At 65.8% G+C, this 16,128-nt stretch carries 11 protein-coding genes and 1 tRNA gene; 1 reads left to right on the forward strand and 11 read right to left on the reverse strand.

Translation table 11 applies throughout. The features are described from left to right. Both MUO23_05465 and MUO23_05470 read right to left on the reverse strand, forming a co-directional pair. Positions 1-2,153, reverse strand: a 2,153-nt coding sequence (locus MUO23_05465; GenBank protein MCJ7512402.1) for an ABC transporter permease, incomplete at its 3' end; no start/stop codon positions are given. Continuing rightward, a complete protein-coding gene (locus MUO23_05470; protein ID MCJ7512403.1) occupies positions 2,150-2,866 on the reverse strand; it encodes an ABC transporter ATP-binding protein in 717 nt (238 codons plus the stop codon). The genes MUO23_05470 and MUO23_05465, both read right to left, overlap by 4 nt. 300 nt (positions 2,867-3,166) lie before the next feature. Between MUO23_05470 and MUO23_05475 the strand changes: the two genes are divergently transcribed. Further along, positions 3,167-3,820 (forward strand): GNAT family N-acetyltransferase, encoded by a 654-nt coding sequence (locus MUO23_05475; GenBank protein ID MCJ7512404.1) that lies wholly within the window; start codon positions 3,167-3,169, stop codon positions 3,818-3,820. Positions 3,821-4,093: 273 nt separating this feature from the next. On the opposite strand, the gene MUO23_05480 is transcribed toward MUO23_05475, so the two are convergent. From MUO23_05480 to MUO23_05520, 9 genes are all read right to left on the reverse strand, one after another. Next, positions 4,094-4,170, reverse strand: a tRNA-Val gene (locus tag MUO23_05480). 258 nt (positions 4,171-4,428) lie between these two features. Next, complete coding sequence (locus MUO23_05485) at positions 4,429-7,272, reverse strand: tetratricopeptide repeat protein (protein MCJ7512405.1); 2,844 nt, start codon at positions 7,270-7,272, stop codon at positions 4,429-4,431. Positions 7,273-7,689: 417 nt separating this feature from the next. Further along, a complete protein-coding gene (locus MUO23_05490; GenBank protein ID MCJ7512406.1) occupies positions 7,690-9,123 on the reverse strand; it encodes a hypothetical protein in 1,434 nt (477 codons plus the stop codon). Between the two features lie 516 nt (positions 9,124-9,639). Further along, positions 9,640-10,317, reverse strand: a complete 678-nt coding sequence (locus MUO23_05495) for a hypothetical protein (GenBank protein ID MCJ7512407.1) — start codon at positions 10,315-10,317, stop codon at positions 9,640-9,642. Then, entirely contained in the window at positions 10,314-10,994 is a 681-nt protein-coding gene (locus MUO23_05500; protein ID MCJ7512408.1) for a hypothetical protein, read from the reverse strand. The genes MUO23_05495 and MUO23_05500 overlap by 4 nt, the downstream gene beginning before the upstream one ends. A gap of 214 nt (positions 10,995-11,208) precedes the next feature. Continuing rightward, on the reverse strand, positions 11,209-13,233 hold the full coding sequence (locus MUO23_05505) for a fibronectin type III domain-containing protein (GenBank protein MCJ7512409.1): 2,025 nt from the start codon (positions 13,231-13,233) through the stop codon (positions 11,209-11,211). Positions 13,234-13,426: 193 nt separating this feature from the next. After that, positions 13,427-13,657 carry a hypothetical protein gene (locus MUO23_05510; GenBank protein MCJ7512410.1) on the reverse strand — a complete coding sequence of 77 codons (231 nt, stop codon included), beginning with the start codon at positions 13,655-13,657 and terminating at the stop codon, positions 13,427-13,429. Positions 13,658-13,730: 73 nt separating this feature from the next. Continuing rightward, positions 13,731-15,365, reverse strand: coding sequence for a trypsin-like peptidase domain-containing protein (locus MUO23_05515; protein ID MCJ7512411.1), 1,635 nt, complete (start codon positions 15,363-15,365; stop codon positions 13,731-13,733). 280 nt (positions 15,366-15,645) lie between these two features. After that, positions 15,646-16,128 (reverse strand): acyl-CoA thioesterase (locus MUO23_05520; GenBank protein MCJ7512412.1); only part of this gene is annotated, 483 nt, incomplete at its 5' end.

The raw sequence follows: 16,128 nt of genomic DNA on the forward strand, positions 1-16,128 counted from the left end.
CCGGCCACGGCCCGCGAAGTCGCGCCGATGGCGCGCATCACGCCGATCTCCCGGCGGCGTTCGTAGACGTTGATCGAGAATGTGCTCAGCAGACCCACGGCGCCAATTCCGGCCGCCAGGATAGCCATCGCCAGAAGCAGGTAGACGATGATGTCGAATTGCGCTTCGGACTGAGCGCGCGTCTCGTCAGCAGTCTGCACCATGGACGGCTCCATGTGCCGGGCAGTGAAGGTTGACTTGAGATCCTTCGCCAATTGCTCCCGGCCCTGGGGGCTGTCTTCGGCCGAGCGCACCATCAGCATCCATCCCCGTCCGGCGTTCTGCGTCGCCCGTGCCAGAGAGTCGTAGGGAACGAAGTTGTCGGTCAGCTCGTTGCCGATCTTGAGCATCAGCCCGACGACCTCCCAGTCGACCTCCTTCTCTCCAATGGCAAGCTGGATACGATCGCCGACCTCGATCCCTTCGTCCGTCGCCAGGTCGAGGTTGAGCACGATGGCGTTCCGGTCATCCGGCTGCAAGTTGCGCCCGCCGACGATCCGCGGCGCAAACAGCTGCGAGTCCCCGGGAACGCCCCAAATGAACATCTGCTTGGGCTCGCCCACCAAGCTGTCCAGCTCCGCCGGCATTTGGGACCAGACCTCGGCGCGCGCCGTGCCCGGGGTTTCCTCGGCAACCTCCTTGAGGCGGCGGATGCTGATCGGCCGATCGAACGTCATCAGCACATCGAACCCCAGGCCTTGCAGCAGCACGTCGATCGTACGATCCGCCGAAGCCTTCAGGCTCATCACCATCATGAAGGTCAGCCCGGCCAGGACCAGGGTGATCATCGTCAGCGCCAGGCGGGTCTTGCGGCGGAAGGTGTTGCGCAGGCTGAGCGCCAGCGGCCGCGGCAGCCCCTTCACCCGGCCGACCAGACGATCGAGCCAGCTAGAGCCGAAGTGGCCGCCGATGCCGTAGGTGCTGAGCGCCCGGGCGACGCGGATGCGCGATCCTCCGTAGGCGGGGATCAGCGCCGCCGTCACCGGGACGACCAGCGCCATCACCACCTGCAGGATCGCCGCCTGCGGGATAATGCGCATCGCCCCGACCGGGATGTTAAGCAGGTCGAGCAGCATACCTGCCAGGCTCCTGGCCGCCACCGCCGCCAGCGGGATGGCGAAGATCAGAGCGAATACCCCGTAGAAGAGCGCCGTCACCAGATAGACGCGCAGCACTCGTCCCCGGGTCGCCCCCACCGCCTTCATCACCCCGATCTGCCATACCTGCTGGGTGACCGTAGCGTTCATGATGTTGGCGATCAGGAATCCGCTCAGCCCCAGAGACAGCAGCCCCAGCACGCTCAGGATCAGCAGCACACCGTCGATCGAGGACTGGAACCAGTGGACGTCGGACTTGAAGGTCTCGGCGTACCACACGGTGAAGCCCTGCTTCTCGACCCGCTGGGTATAGTAGGTCCCGGCTTCCTTCTCATCCTGCCAGTCCAGGCCGGCGCTCTCGGGCGACTCAAGCAGCAAGTTCAGGGCGGTGAACCCGGCGTCCCGGCCTTCGAGCCAGGCGGCCGTCTCCAGCGTCGTGTAGAAGACCGGGTCACCGCCGAACTGCGGCGGGAACACCCGCGTGTTGCGCGCCACGCCCACGATCGGCAGCGAGCGCACGCGCCCCGGCGCGTCGACCTCGATGGTGGCGCCCATTGGGATGTCGAAGTAGCTCGACGACAACCGCTCGACGGCCACCACATGGTTGGCGGGACTGGCCTGGGCATGGTGCCCCGGCCACACACCGTCGATCAGGTCGAACAGATTGACCTGCTGGTCCAGGTAGTCCAGACGGGCCTGCAGCGTGCCATCGCGCCAGTCCGTTTCGCCCTCCAAACGCCAGCGGATGGTGGTGTAGTCTTCGCCCTCGGCGGCGGCCACCCCCCGCTCCTGACGCATCGACTCGACGAAGGCTTGCTCGAAGCGATCGGTGTACAGGATGACGTTGGGGAACCGGCTGGCGCTGTGCGACTCGGACATGCGTGCCCGCATCAGGCCCGACAGGCCGAAGACCATCCCCAGGGCGAACACGCCGACGGTCGTTGCCAACACCACCAGCAGCGTGCGCAGGCGGTTGATCCACAGGTCGCGCAGCACCTTGCGCCAGATGACGCTCATCGGGTGTAGCCCCCATTGACGTCCTCGTCGCGCTGGATCCGGCCATCGAGCAGGTGCAGGATACGCTCGGCGCGTTCGCTCAGCGCCTTGTCGTGGGTGACGACGACCATGGTCTTGCCCTCGCTGTCGAGGGCATCGAACAGGTCGAAGACCTCGCGCGCGGTCTTCGAGTCCAGATTGCCCGTTGGCTCGTCGGCCACGACCAGCGGCGGGTCGTTGGCCAGCGCCCGGGCGATGGCTGCCCGCTGCTGTTGGCCGCCGCTCAGCGTGCTCGGGAGCTTGTGGGCTTGCTCAGGGATGCCCACCCGTTGCAGCCAGTGCATCGCCCGCCCTTCGCGCTCGGACCGGGCATACACCCCACAGAAGTCCATCGGTAGGATCACATTTTCGAGCACGGTCAGCGTCGGCAGCAGTTGGAAGAACTGGAAGACCACCCCCACCTGCCGGCCGCGCCAGCGGGCCAGGTCGTTCTCGTTCAAGCCGTGGATCTCGTGGCCGGCGACGTGGATCTCCCCGTCGGTCGGCGCGTCGATGCCGGTGATCATGTTGAGCAACGTCGACTTGCCCGAGCCCGAAGGCCCGACGATGCTCACAAACTCCCCCGGGTCGACCTGCAGGTTGATGTCCTTGAGCACCATCACGCTGCCGGCCTCGGTGTCGTAGGCCTTGAAGACCTGCCTCAGATCGATGATCTTGCCGTTCGACGTTTCCATGCCCTACCCCTGATCGCGGATAAGCTGGCCGGCCTTCTGCTGCAGGCGGCTGCCTTCTACTATACGTACGTCCGCAAGCCCCGGGTGCCGCGGAGGCTTGCGGGACCCGGCGCTGCCAATAATACGATGGAAATTGAGCCGATCCGAAGGCAGGGCTGGCCGGAGATCGGGAGCCGGACTGGGCGGTGTCTCCTGCGGAGCCCAGCCCTCAGCTCGACAAGCCTGATCCCTGCCGGACGGCCACGGCCCGAGCCTATTCATCCCCGGCACTGCGTTCTGTAGGTGTCCAAGCAGGAGGCCATGCCGCCAGGCAGGCCAGGGGCCCATCCCCTCGGAATAGAGATCGTTCCCTTGCCACCGGCTGCCCGCCTCCAGGCCACCGAGGTTCTGACCCGGGCCTTCATGCACGATCCCTCCTATCGCCGCATCTTCCCAGAGGAAGATCGCCGCAGGTCCATGACCGGGCTGTGGCAGGCGCGGTTGACCACTTGCCTGCGCTATGGCCAGGTGCTCACCACCCCCGGTCGGGCGGGCGTTTCGTGCTGGCTCTCCCCAGGAAACACGGATCTGACCTGCTGGAAGATCTTGCGGACGGGGGTGGCCCTGCCCCCGGCAGTAGTCCGCTTCCAGCCCGAACCTCGCTGGCGGTTCATGGACATGGTCAATGCCACAGATCGGCTACGCCTGCAGCAGATGCGCCTGCCTCACTGGTACCTGTGGGCGCTCGGTGCCGACCTGGGGCGGCAGCGGCATGGCATCGGCATCGCGCTGCTCGAACCCATCCTCGAGCGGGCGGTTCGGGACGGCACACCATGCTACCTGGAGACGGAGACCGAGGCCAACCCTAGCTTCTACCCCCGGCGAGGCTTCGAGGACGAGATCGCCCGGCTGCAGCTGTGGTCGATGGCGCGCCCGCCGCGCCCGGGAAGCGAGACCGGCAGCGGCGTCGCCTGAGAAGCACGAGACCTGCGTCACGGCCGGCGGTGGAGGCAGTGCCCCACGCGGCCCCCGTACACGGCAAGATTGCGCGGTGGGGGTTCGGGCTCCGCCCGAACCCCCACCGCGTTTTCCTTCGGCCGCGCTGGCCGGCTGGCACAGGCCCGATGCGTGTCGATCCCGGATGGATCGCCCGCAGGGTCTGGCGGTAGGAGCGGCTCTGGCGCCGGCAGCCATCAGGTCGATAGGCGGGCAGAAAGCGAATGCCGCCGAGGTCTGTCTCGGCGGCGATGGTGGGCGGTATAGGACTTGAACCTACGACCTTTGCGATGTCAACGCAACGCTCTAACCAACTGAGCTAACCGCCCGCGAGATCGAATTATACCCCGGGACCACACCGGGCCAGCCCACCATGAGTTCCACTTGCAAGTGCAACGCTAGGAGAATAGCGTTGTATGGTGACTTATGTCCACCTCTCGGCAGCCTGCCGGGGGATTCGTCGTCTGGGGGAGGGCAAGCGCGTGGCCTCGCCCTCCGGTCTAGGCCCAGTTGTATCCATTGCCCTCGCTTCCCAGTAGATGAACCTCGTGAGCCACCATTGCCAGATCTACCTGGACACCCGTTGATCACCGGGGGTTCATTGCCAGCGTGACCACCTGCTCTCTGGTGAGGCGACTTCCCATCGACCACGCCTGGGTGAAGGCCTCATTGCCGAGTGCGCGCCGGGTATCGGCCACGGCCTGGTCATAGTCGCCCTGGTTGACGGGCGCGTGGGGCACCCCCACGGATTCTCGCATCGAGGCCGCTGCCCCGAAGAGCTGCGCCGCAAGAGCCGCCTGGCCATCCCCGACCGCTAAGCGGGCAAACCCTTCCAGCGTCTCCGCCACGCCGCCGACCTCTCCAATCGCGTGGCGCAGGCTGAGGCTCTCGCTCAAGTAGGCGCGTGCCTTTTCGATCTCCCCTTCCTTCAGGCTCAGGTCCCCGAGGTTGTACAGCACCCCGGCGATCATTCGACGATCGCCCAGGTCGCGGAAGAGCGGCAGACTCTCCTCGAATCGCTGTCGCGCCGCCGGATAGTCTTCCATCAGCAGCGCCACGGCGCCCAGGTTGTTGAGCGTCGAGGCCAGTCCATTCGGGTTGTCCAGCGCCCTCCAAGAAGGCAGGCAGGATTCTAGGTAGCTGCGGGCGCGCTCGTACTCCCCGCGCTCGATCGACATCGCCCCCAGGCTGTTGAGCGACATCACCTCGCCCTGGGTATCGCCCAGATCACGGCTGAGCTCGACGCTGGTCAGCAGATGCGCCTCGGCCTGCTCAAAGTGCCGCTGCATCGCCGCCAGGATCCCGGCCCGGTTGTGCAGCCGCACCCGCAGCGAGATCGATGGGCCCTGGGGCAGGTTCAGCAGGCTCTCGATCCACTGCTGCCCCTCGGCCAGGGTGCCGCGGATCATCCAGTAGCGCGCCAGCGCCAGGGACAGCAAGGAGGCCAGCTCCGTCTCCCCCTGTGCGATCCCCCAGGCCAGGGCCTGGCGGAGGTTGCCGACCTCTTGATCGAGCCGCGGCAGCCACTCAACTTGCGACGGCCCCGCCAGCTGCGGCCCGGCTTCTTCGGCCAGGCCCTTGTAGTACTGGAGGTGATTGTGCTGGACCTCGTGGGCGTCGTCGGCGGACAGCAGCATCGCCTGCGCATGCTGCTGCATCAGGGCATGAAAGCCAAACCGGCCTGAGCGGTCCCGTCGGATCAGTGACTTGTCGCTTAGCACCTGTAGGTCTTCCGGCTGTGCATCGGCAACTTTGGCGGCAGCGTCTGCCTCCCAGCCGTCGCGAAAAACTGAGAGGCGCCGCAAGAACCGGCGATTGTCCTCCCCCAACAGGCTCCATGAATGGTCAAGAGCCGCTGCCAGGCTGCGGTGCCGGTCCGGCAGATCATGATGCTGCCCCGCCAGGCTGCGCATGTCAGCCTCCAGCCCTTCGGCGATCTCCTGACAGGTACGGGTGTCCACCGCCGAAGCGGCTAGTTCGATGGCCAGGGGGATCCCCTCCACCAGGCGGCAAATTCGATGCACGTCCGCCAGCTCCCGGCCCTCCGCACCGAGGCGGCGGTTGATGCGCCGGCCGCGCTCGAGGAACAACTCGACGGACTCGACATGCTGGATCCCCGGCTGGGGCGACTGGGGAGCAACCTCCAGTCCCTCGACCTCGTAACACCACTCGGCCTGGAGGCCCAGTCGTTCCTGCGAGGTGACCAGGATGGATAGCTTGCGAGCGTTCTCAAGCAAGGACATCAGCAGAGCTCGAGCAGCAGGCAACAGGTGTTCCAGGCTGTCGAGCACCAGCAGTAGTTCGCGATCCCTTAGGGCCTCCAGCAACTGTTCGCCGGGATCGGCCGGCCCGGCCGGATCGATGGCCAGGGCCGCCAGGATCGCCGTCGGGATCTGTTCCGCTTTATCCAGCGTCTCGGCCGGGACAAAGGCCACACCCCCAGTGAATGAGCTGCGAACCTGCTGGGCCGCCGCCAGCGCAAGGCGCGACTTGCCCACCCCGCTGCCTCCCATGAGTGTCACCAACCGATGGCCAGGATCCTCCAGGCGGTCGGCAAGCTCGGCGAGCTCCCGCTGCCTGCCGATGAGGGGCGCGGCGGGCAGCGGCAGGGGCCTGGGCGCCTCGACCTTCGCCGCCGCTGGTCCGGGGAGGTTGCCGTCCAGGATCTGCGCCTGCAGGCGCACCGTTTCGGGCGCCGGCGCCACACCCAGTTCCTCCGACAGCACACGCCGGCAGGCCTCATACTGCGCCAGGGCCTCGCTGCGCCGGCCCACCGTTGCCAGCAGGCGCATTCGTTCCCGGTGGGCCTCTTCCATCCACGGGTCGAGGTCGAGCTGCCGGCCGAGCATGCTTAGAGCGTGCTCCAGTTCGCCCGTGGCTTCGTAGAAGTTCGCCTGCCGCACCAGGGCGCCAGCCATGCGCCGGTGCAGGCGTTCCCGCTGGATGGCCGCCCATTCCTCGAAGGGATCCGCTTCTTTCAAATGAAAGCCGGCCAGGAAGTCGCGCCGGTACAAGTGGATCGCTTGTTCCTGCCGGCGCGCACAAGCCCTGCATCGGTCCGGGTGCCGGTGCACATGCCCCTTGCAGGCGTCCAGCAGTCGGGTGAATTCGCCAACGTCCGTCCAGTGGTCGCTGACTTCGTTGAACTGCAGGGAGTCGCGACGGATGCTGAGGAAGGGAGGCTGTGCCTGTTCGTCACCGATTGCCTCCCGCAGATTGGCAAGCGCCTGGCGCAAGTTGGTGCGGGCGGTGGCCTCGGGCATGTCCGGCCACAACAGCCCGACGAGCGCCTCACGTGCATGCGGCTGGTGGCTCTCCTTCAGCAGAAAGTACAGCAGAGCCCGAGCCTTCTGAAAGGCGAAGCCCTCAACAGGCGCACCGTCGAGCCCGACAGAAGGGGATCCAAGAAGACGCAGTTCGAGACGTGCCAAGATGCCGCCGTGGGCCCGATTTCGCGTCGGCGCTCCGGACCTGCGCAGGCGGAGCGCCGACGGTGACGAGCCAGAACTCGAATGACGAGGGTGTAGATTGCGCCGGCTCAGGGGCGAACCAACGCCATGACGACCCCAAGGCGAATTCTAGGCGGACTCACCCTGCGCCGCAAGGCTCCCGGTTGTCCCATGCACCGGTTCGGCGCGGCCCTCAATGAGTCGTTGTGTTGCCGGGTTGCGGCCCTCCCCCCAATCTGGATCGGGGCCTCGGCCTACAGGCAGCCGCCTCTTTCCTGAGGAGGATGGAGGCGCCGTCCCATAAGCAAGCAGCCGGCAACGCTGCCGGCCGCCGATCTCACATTCGGAACGCTTGGGCATGCCCCACCTCCCCACGGGCGTCCCTGCGGCTGGGTTGTGTCACGGGACCCAGGCCGCCTGGCTGACACGGCTTCCCAAGTCACCTACCGGTCGCGGCTCGAAGTCCGGCGGCGAGGCGGCGTACAGGATGCCATCCTGCGCCGCGATCAACAACGTACTGCCTGCCGCGGGATCCCAAACCATCGTGGCGACATCGGTCTCCAGAATGGTGCGGAAATCCTCGCCGGGGGATCGCACGACCACCCGACCCTGCTGGTTCTCGATCACCTCCCAGGCTTCGAAGCCCTGGGTCGAAAGCGCCGGGTGGTAGGAGGCATCCGCCACCGGCGGGGCGGACAGCATCTCGCCTTCGTTCGAAATCAAGCCAAGGGGATAGACATTGAAGGCGCCGCTCTCCGGGAGCCAATCGATGCCCCAGGACCGCTGCGGCAGCACTGCTTGCGGCGCACTTCCGCCGGGCATCAACAAGAATGTGCCCTCGCCCAGGGGACATGCCTCGCAATCGGTGCTCGATATCAGGACAGCATCATTGACGGGAGAGAGGGCGGCATAGGAGGCAAAGCACCCGTCGAAGGTCGTTGCTGCTTCTCCCTCCCCGGCCGCCACTGTCAACAGGTTTCTGGTGCCGCAGTCCTCGTCGTCCTCCGACGCCAGGTAGTGGCCAGCATCCAGCCATCCGACCAGGTTCCACGGCCACTTCACCCCAGCCGGCTGGGTGATGATCTCACCGTCTGCCAGGCGCACGGCCCAGGCGCCATCGGCCTGGTTGTAGCCGACGATCGCCCCGCCGAAGGGGGGAACCCAGCGCCCACCGAATTGCACGATGAACTCGCCATCCAGCGACCAGGTGGGATAGACGGCCTGGGATCCGCCGTCGGTGAGCTGAGTGATCTCGCCAGTGTCATAGGCATACACATATAGATCCGAGCTGGGGCCTTCGATCGCGCCAACAAATGCCAGATGCCGCCCCTCGCCGGGCTGCCAAGCGACGTTGTCGTACTGGGTGATGGCGTAGTAGGCAAAGGCCTGCGGGGTGAGGGGGTCGTTCAAGACATCCTCCGGCACGATGGTCTGCAGCGTGGCAAGGGCCCGGGACGCACCCTCCGGCAGGGAGATCTCCGTCAAGATGGGGCCGTGCTGAGACGCCGAGATGAAGGCCAGCCGGTCGCCGAGCGGAGAAATCGCCCGGTGCAGATCCGCCGGCCCGATGCCGGTGTCGGACAACCGAGTGAGGATGGAGCCGTCGGGGTTGGCAATCCAAATCCCCTCCGTCCCTTCGAACAGGATGTACGGCCCATCGGGGTTGAGCGAGGTGGGCGCAGGCGTGGCGGTCGGCACGGGGAGCACAGTCGGCGCCGGCTTCTGCGTCGTGACCGCAGCGGAGAATGCGGTTGGGCCGCCATCCGGCCCGGGAGCTGTCAGTGGTGCGCTCGCTGCCGGGGCGCAGGCCGCCAGCGCGAGGCCGACGGCCATCAAGATCATCCAGCTCGAACGTATTCCCTTTCGCATGCTTCCCAATTCCTCCATTTCCACCGGGATCAGACGCCGCCCCTGCCGGGCAAGCTGAGACGCTTCAGGTGAGGCGAGCAGTCTGCCCAGCCACGAAATCCTCGCCTCCGGTGGGTTGACATCCAAGTCCTCCTGGCAGCGGTCCTTGGCCGGAGACACCGTCCACGAGCAACTCCCCCGGCCGCCGGTTCGAGCCCGTCCGATCCCTCCGAATCCTTGGCGAGCGATCTGGATACTACCCGGCACAGCCTTCTCGCCCCGGAATTGGCTGTACTTCCCCGCGACCGGAGGAGATATGAACACCTACCAGCCGCAAACGGCCCGAGTGGGGTCCCCACCCATGATCAAGCCCGGGGTGAACCCAAGCGCATGGTCTCGCCGGGTGGCTCGATCTCACCTCGGTTGCTCCTCGAGTGAAGGGCTCGCCAGGCTGGTTCGGGTGCAAAGCTCGCCCGTCGTGTTTCGGCGGCCGAAAGGCCTTCAGCTCGCCAGGATCGAGATCGCCCAGGCCAACCCTGTACCCAAGACAATGGCGCCAAAGATCGTGAACGTGCGCCGGGTGCGAACACTGGCCGCCTGTGCCAGGCCGAACATGAATAGCGACACAGATAGCAGCGCCAGCACCGCCACGTAGCCGTCTCCCCTTCGACTCCAGCGCTGGTAGGCATCGGCCTGTTCGTTCTGCAACACCACCAGCCGATTGGCCTCGGCGAAGGTGTTGGCGATGTAGGCCTGGGGATCGGGCAGCGCATCCGGAGAATCCGCCATATAGGAGGGATCGGAGTAGAACACCGAGAGCGCACGGCCGCGCTCGACGCGTCCCTGGAGCACGGCGGCTCGCTGGCGAGCGAGGGCCGCGCTCTCCGCCTCCCCCTCGGCTTCCTGCTCCAACGCGGTGATCTCGAGCGAAAGCCCGTCCTGCATCTCTTTGGTCACCGACGCCAGCGTTGCGATGTCGTAGTCGGTGCGGATCCCCTGGCGGAACATCTCACCCGAGGCCAGCAGGGCGAACACCTGCGACTGCCGATTGGCGATCTCGGATCGGATTCCAGCGTCGGCCTGCAAGCCGACGATGATCGAGGCGGTGACGGTGGCACCCATGGTCAGCAGCAGCACCAGGCTGCGCCAGCGCTCGCTGGCGCCTGTGGTTGCGCTCATACCTCCACCCATCGAGCGGCCGCCCACAAGATCTCCACGCCGGCAATCCAGGACAGGCCGAAGAGGAAGAGCGCCACCCCAACGATCAGACTGCCCAGGCGACTCTTGCCGCGGGTGATCTCGCCCAGGCCCAGCCAGAACAGGCTGAGGGCGAGCAGGACTGTCCCGATGAAGTAGCCTCGCTGTTCAGCGTGGTAGAGTTCAGCCCGCCGGAAAGCGCCTTCTGGATCCAGCGCGGCCAGGTCGGCGTTCTCGGCCTGCAAGTCGGCAAAGCGTTGGGCTATGTCGAGTGAGCCGTCGGGGCGCGTATAGGACGGATCCGTGGACAGCGGCTCGCCGAGCAGCGCCAGATTCGACAGCACATACTTGCGCTGGTTGGCCGCCTGAGCCTGCAGCCCAGCATCGTCGCTGGCCTCCATGGCCTCGACTTCCGCAACCGCCAGCAGGTAGCGCTGGGCATGCGCCGCCTCCTGGTAGCTCTTCTGCCAGTCGACGTTGATGAAATCCTGGACCTGGATGGACTGGATCAGCCCCAGGCGCTCGGCGTCCCCGGCGCGCGAGCCAAGATCGCTGGCGCGCCAGGCGGCGACCGCGGTAGCCACGAGCACTACAGCCATCACTGCCGCGATCACTGCCTCCCCGGCCGACCTTTCGCCTCTGTGTTCGTTGTCGGTCATGCTGTGCTCCACGCGCTTCGTCAACCTTCCGATCCCGGTGGAAGGGAACTGAGCCACTTCACCGGTCCCATGAGTCTGCGGGCCAACCAGCGGCGCTCGGCGTCAGCCAAGAAGCATCACGGTCCGGGGGTTGGAACTCTCAAACCCCAGTCCCCAGCCTGGCGCCTGTGCACCGCTCAGACGGCCGCCTCGCTCGCCGACCTGTGCTCGATCCTTACTGCGCGGGCCGCAGCTCGAACGTGGAGGTCTCGCTCCAGGTCCCAAACCCCATCGACGGTTTGAAGCCCTGCCGGTCCCATTCCTTCGTCGCCGTGGGCTGCTCGCCTTCGGCTTGCATCGTCCAGCCGAACACGTCCAGGTCGGGGAAATGCGCCGCCGTGAACAGTCCATGCCAGAACGATTTTCCCCCGACCGGAGGCGGCGTGACGCTGGAGTCCTCGCACTTGAACTCCGAGAACTGGATCTTCTTCTTGTCCTTGACCTCGAAGGCTAACGTGAAGTCCACCAGGCCCCCGCCGCTGGCGAACACGGGCGTCATTTTGAGCGTGACGTAGGCCTCAGTCCCGGCTGGGGCAAACATCTGCGCGCAGGCCTCGGGACGGATCCGGATCTCCTCATAGGCCATCGTGCCTTGACCCGTCAGGTAGGACACCCGGCCGTTCCAGCGCCATTTCAGCGGCAACGTGCCTTGGAAGGGGACCTCAAACGTGCCCACGCCCGTGAACTGCGCCGTGATCCGGGAGTCGAGCCTTAGTTCCAGCTTGCACTTCTTGGCCGAATCGATCACGTCCTTGAGCACCTGATCCCCGTACTTCTGCTTGAAGCGCTGCGCCATCTGCGCCCCGAACGTGCCCGACTTGGGGCGGGTCATGCGCTCGGCCAAGGCGTGGGCGCTAAAGTCTTCGGCGGTGAAGCACTTCTTCAAGTTCTGCTCGAGCATCTTGTTCAACCGATCCAGGAGGACGTCCCAGATCTTCTCCCGGGTCGCCTGGCTGGCCTTGTCGTTCCCGTAGAACTGGTTGTGGAACTCGAAGTTGTCGAGGACCCACATCACCTGGTTCCAGGAGATGGCGTTGTTGGCGCTTTCGAGGATCCGGTTGGCGCTCAGCTGAGCTGGGAACCCCAGGGAGAGCTCGGGGTCCTCGGCTTGTCCATAGGCGAGCCAGTTGGCGATGGCGGCGTCGTTGGCCGTCGGGCGGTGGTTGCGCACAACAGCCTGTGCGTCTGCCTTTGTCCCGCTTCCAACGCCATATGACCTGGCTTGGGCCGCGGCGATCGCAGCCAGGGGACCGGCCGCCAGCGGCCGAGCAATCCCACGCGCCAGATGCCCTGCGCCGGAAGGCCGTCGGGCCGTTCCTGCCTCAGGCGAGAATGGATGCAGGTGGAACTCCTGCCCTTCCCCTTCGAAGGCAAACCCCAGGGCCAGGTATTCCTGCGAGAGCGCCCCCCCGTCCGGGCTTTCGATCGTCAGGATCGCCGGCAGGTCGAAGAAAAGCCCCTCCGGCTCAATCCGCACGGCCCCCAGCAGCCCGCCGCTGAGCGGCAGGCCGTCAATGCTCTGGATCGGCACCAGGGTGATCGGCGCCTCCTCGTCCAGCGCCTCGGGAGGAACCTCCAGCGTGAAGGTCACTTTGTCCGGGCTGGTCACGGAGACCGACCCACCCTCGGGCCCAATCAACGCAGTGGCCGAAGGAACCACCATCATGCTCGAGGGATCGAAGGCCTCGGGGTTATCCGGATCGAAGCCGGGTGGATATAGGCTGCTCGGATCGAAGTTCGGGTCGTTGAAGTCGACGGCTGGGGGTTCCCACGTTGTGGGCTCGTACTCGTGGGCTTGAACAGTGAGGGGATTGGGCTCCTGCACCGGGGTCGTCACAACGGCTGTGCCGCCTTCAGACTCGCCGGCAGAGGTGACCACCTGCAACCGATAGGTCAGATCCATGCCGTCGGGAGCAGGGAGGTCCTCGTACGATGTCTGATCGGCTGAGACCTCGACGAGCGGGAGGAAGCCTTGCTCGCCGTACTTTACCTCGAGGACGTACTTGGTGGCGTCGGCGTCTGCCGGCCAGCGGAGCATCACGCTTGCCGGCGAGGTGACTTCGGCCGTGAAGCGCTCGACCGGTCCCGGCTCATTGGCAGGAGCCGTTGGGCCAACCTCGCCGCCAGCGGGGCCGCAAGCCACGGCCAACAGCATCGGCAGGGCAAATAGGGCGTACCGGATCCGGACTTTGATTGACATCGGTCTCTCCCTACCGGGCGAACGTTCCTCCCGGAGTGTCATACATGGCCGACGGGTTGCGCACTCGGCGAACGCACCACCCTCGCCGGTTCTGACGCCTTGTCTCCGGTTGCGCTCCGGTCTTCTGTCATCGCTGGCGCGTCTGGGCCGACTTGCCATCAACCAGCTTGGCTGCGGTGGGGCCGCTGCCGGCTCACTGCCCACCCTCGGGCCGGTCTTCCTCCAACCATGGGTCCTGGTCACTTCCGACCGCTCCCATGGTCTGCCGCGACAGATAGCCGAACAGATCCTCCAGCCCGGAGAAGCCTGTACGATCCCCGGTGCGCGGATCCTCGAGCGAAGCCCGCCAGGACGAACCGGCCTCGGAGACCGCCTGCCAAAGACGTAGCATGTATGAGAGATACTTCTCGTCAAAGTGGTCCATTGGCTGCGGCTCCGCGGGGTGGGAGGCCTGTCGGCCTCCCACCCCGAAGGATGCGATCGGTGATTCGAAGGACCTAGGGCAGCGTACCGATCACTCGGAAGGTGTCCAGGGCGTGGATGGCAATATCCTCGTCCTCCGGATTCACCATCTGCACGATGAGCAGGATGGTGAAGTCCTGCGAGTTGTCGGTCGGGACGGCCGAGAGGACCAACGTCTGGGAGCCACCCGGGCCGCCGCAGTTGTTGAACAGATCGGCCTTGCCGCGGTAGTAGCCGTCGTTGTAGTCCGAGCGGCTGTCGAGCTTGCAGTCACCCAGGTAGTCCGGACGGACAGCATCCAGGATCTGGACGTGACCGCCCAGCCGCGCCAGGTCGTCCGACACGCCGAAGAACATCCCCGGCGCGTCCCACGTCCGGTTGTAGGCGTCGAGATCGGGGGCGGCTGTGATCGAGGCGCCGATCACATCGTTACCGTCCATCCATTCCGAGCCGTCGGTGTCGGCCCACGACTCGGGGATCTCGACGGCGATCGAGCTATAGGCATCTGCAACATCAACGTAGCCGGTGGTGGTGCTGCCGGTAGTGTCGCTGCTGCCCGTGTTCGAGCTGGCGCTCGAGTCGAAGACCGAAGTGACTTCGAGCTCACGGCCATTCAGCTGGCCGGTCAGGACTTCGCCGGTATTCCAGCGGATGACTTCGAGGGCCAGCGTGTCGTCCGGGTTGTGGCTCTTGAGAACACCACAATACTGGTTCATCGTTCCATCGGTCGCGACGTAGACACTCTCCAGAGAACTGATGATGTCACCTGGCCGGACACCGGACTTGTCGGCGGGCGAGCCCGAGGCGACGGACGCAACCCACACACCCAACGGGTTGCCGTCCTGGTCGAGCACCACCTCACCATTGACGCCGATCGAGTTGACGTCCTCGTCCTTTTTCAGCTGCTCGACCACCGGGATGGCCTCCTCCGCGGAGATTGCGAAGAACCGCCCCTCCCCCCCCGTCATGTAGTTCACGCCGACAACCTTGCCGTCCTCCGTCACCAGCGGTCCGCCCGAGTTCCCCGGGTTGATGGTGGCGTCATGTTCCAGCGCGTAGTCGACCGACGACCAGGAGGACTCGCCGTTGGCCCGCGGCTTCGAGATGATTCCTTTGGTCAGGTTGTATTCCTCACCCTCAATGGCTTGCCGCGAGAGCGGATAGCCAGCGGCGTACACATCCAAACCTGCCTTGACTTCCCCGTCATACCAATCCAGGAACGGGAATCCGTCGCCTTCAACGTCAATCACAGCAAGGTCGGAGCACTCCGAGACTCCGAGCACGCGGGCGACTCGTTCCTGAGTCTCCCCGCCCACCCGCACGGTCATTCTCCCGGCACCCGTGGCAACGTGGTTGTTGGTCACAGCAAGGCCTGATGGATCGATGATGAATCCGGTGCCGCGCCAACTAGCGTTAGGCATCTCCCCCAAAGGATCGTACTTCGTCCCTTCTGCGAAGATCAACACCGTGGCCTTCTCGACGTCCTCGAGGGACGACACCGCCCCGGCGGACGACTTGCTGCCAAGCGACACCGAAGGCTCTGAGGTCCCGGCAGGCTCGGCCGGCGCCTTGGTGGCGGGTGCCTCATCGCCGCCGGAGCCGCCGCAGGCGCTAAGCAACAGCGCTCCGACCAATGCAACGAACACGAACAGATGAACTCGACGTCTCATTACGATCTCCTTTTCCTGGGCATGCGTTTCCATAGGTATCGAGCAGCAGCATACCAGTCGAGCGTGAAATCAACGTGAAATTGGACCTTATTAGTCGATTCGAGTAGGCCGAGGGTACTACCGGCGCCTTTTGGGTGGCCTGCGGAGGGGAATCCGGCTAACCCCGGCGGGTAACCCCGACCTGGGCTCGATCGTGCCGCGGGAGCGCCAAACCGGGAAGAATGCCTGCCGCGCCGGGAAGGCAGCCAGTGGGGGAAGGTCGAGGCTGGCGAAGGCGGGCTCAGGCCGTCTGTGGCGCGAAGGCCTGCCGCATGGCTTCGGGCATGGCGGCAGGGGTCATGTCCTCCCGCCGCAGGATCGCCACCCGAGTTTCGGCTCGGGCGAGAACCGAGCCATCGCTCAGGCGCCTGACGACGTAGTGGCGCTGGGCGCTCACCCGCCGCAGCTCGGAGAGCCAGGTCTCGATCTCCATGTCATCTCCGTGCAACGCTGGGCGGAGATACTGGACGCGGTGCGAGCGGGCGACCACGGCCAACCCATGCTCGGCCAGCCGCTCCATGCCCCAACCCGCCGCCTGGCCGGCGCAGATGCCGGATTCTTCGAGCAGGTTGAGGTAGACGGCGTTGTTCACATGCCCGGCGCTGTCGAGGTCACCCCACTCGACATGGTGGACGAAGCGCACAGGCTGCGCCGGCGGGGCGGGCGCCTCGATCGGCTTCCGGTCGACGGCTTCCCCGGCGCCGCCCTCGGGCATGAACGCCAG

It is taken from the genome of Anaerolineales bacterium, assembly GCA_022866145.1.
Lineage (GTDB): Bacteria > Chloroflexota > Anaerolineae > Anaerolineales > E44-bin32 > PFL42.

What these genes read in the sequence shown, in the direction of transcription:
- MUO23_05475 (MCJ7512404.1), top strand. Translation starts at nt 3,167, where the DNA reads ATGCCGCCAGGCAGGCCAGGGGCCCATCCCCTCGGAATAGAGATCGTT.
- MUO23_05495 (MCJ7512407.1), bottom strand. Translation starts at nt 10,317, where the DNA reads ATGAGCGCAACCACAGGCGCCAGCGAGCGCTGGCGCAGCCTGGTGCTG.
- MUO23_05470 (MCJ7512403.1), bottom strand. Translation starts at nt 2,866, where the DNA reads ATGGAAACGTCGAACGGCAAGATCATCGATCTGAGGCAGGTCTTCAAG.
- MUO23_05510 (MCJ7512410.1), bottom strand. Translation starts at nt 13,657, where the DNA reads ATGGACCACTTTGACGAGAAGTATCTCTCATACATGCTACGTCTTTGG.
- MUO23_05500 (MCJ7512408.1), bottom strand. Translation starts at nt 10,994, where the DNA reads ATGACCGACAACGAACACAGAGGCGAAAGGTCGGCCGGGGAGGCAGTG.
- MUO23_05490 (MCJ7512406.1), bottom strand. Translation starts at nt 9,123, where the DNA reads ATGGCCGTCGGCCTCGCGCTGGCGGCCTGCGCCCCGGCAGCGAGCGCA.
- MUO23_05515 (MCJ7512411.1), bottom strand. Translation starts at nt 15,365, where the DNA reads ATGAGACGTCGAGTTCATCTGTTCGTGTTCGTTGCATTGGTCGGAGCG.
- MUO23_05505 (MCJ7512409.1), bottom strand. Translation starts at nt 13,233, where the DNA reads ATGTCAATCAAAGTCCGGATCCGGTACGCCCTATTTGCCCTGCCGATG.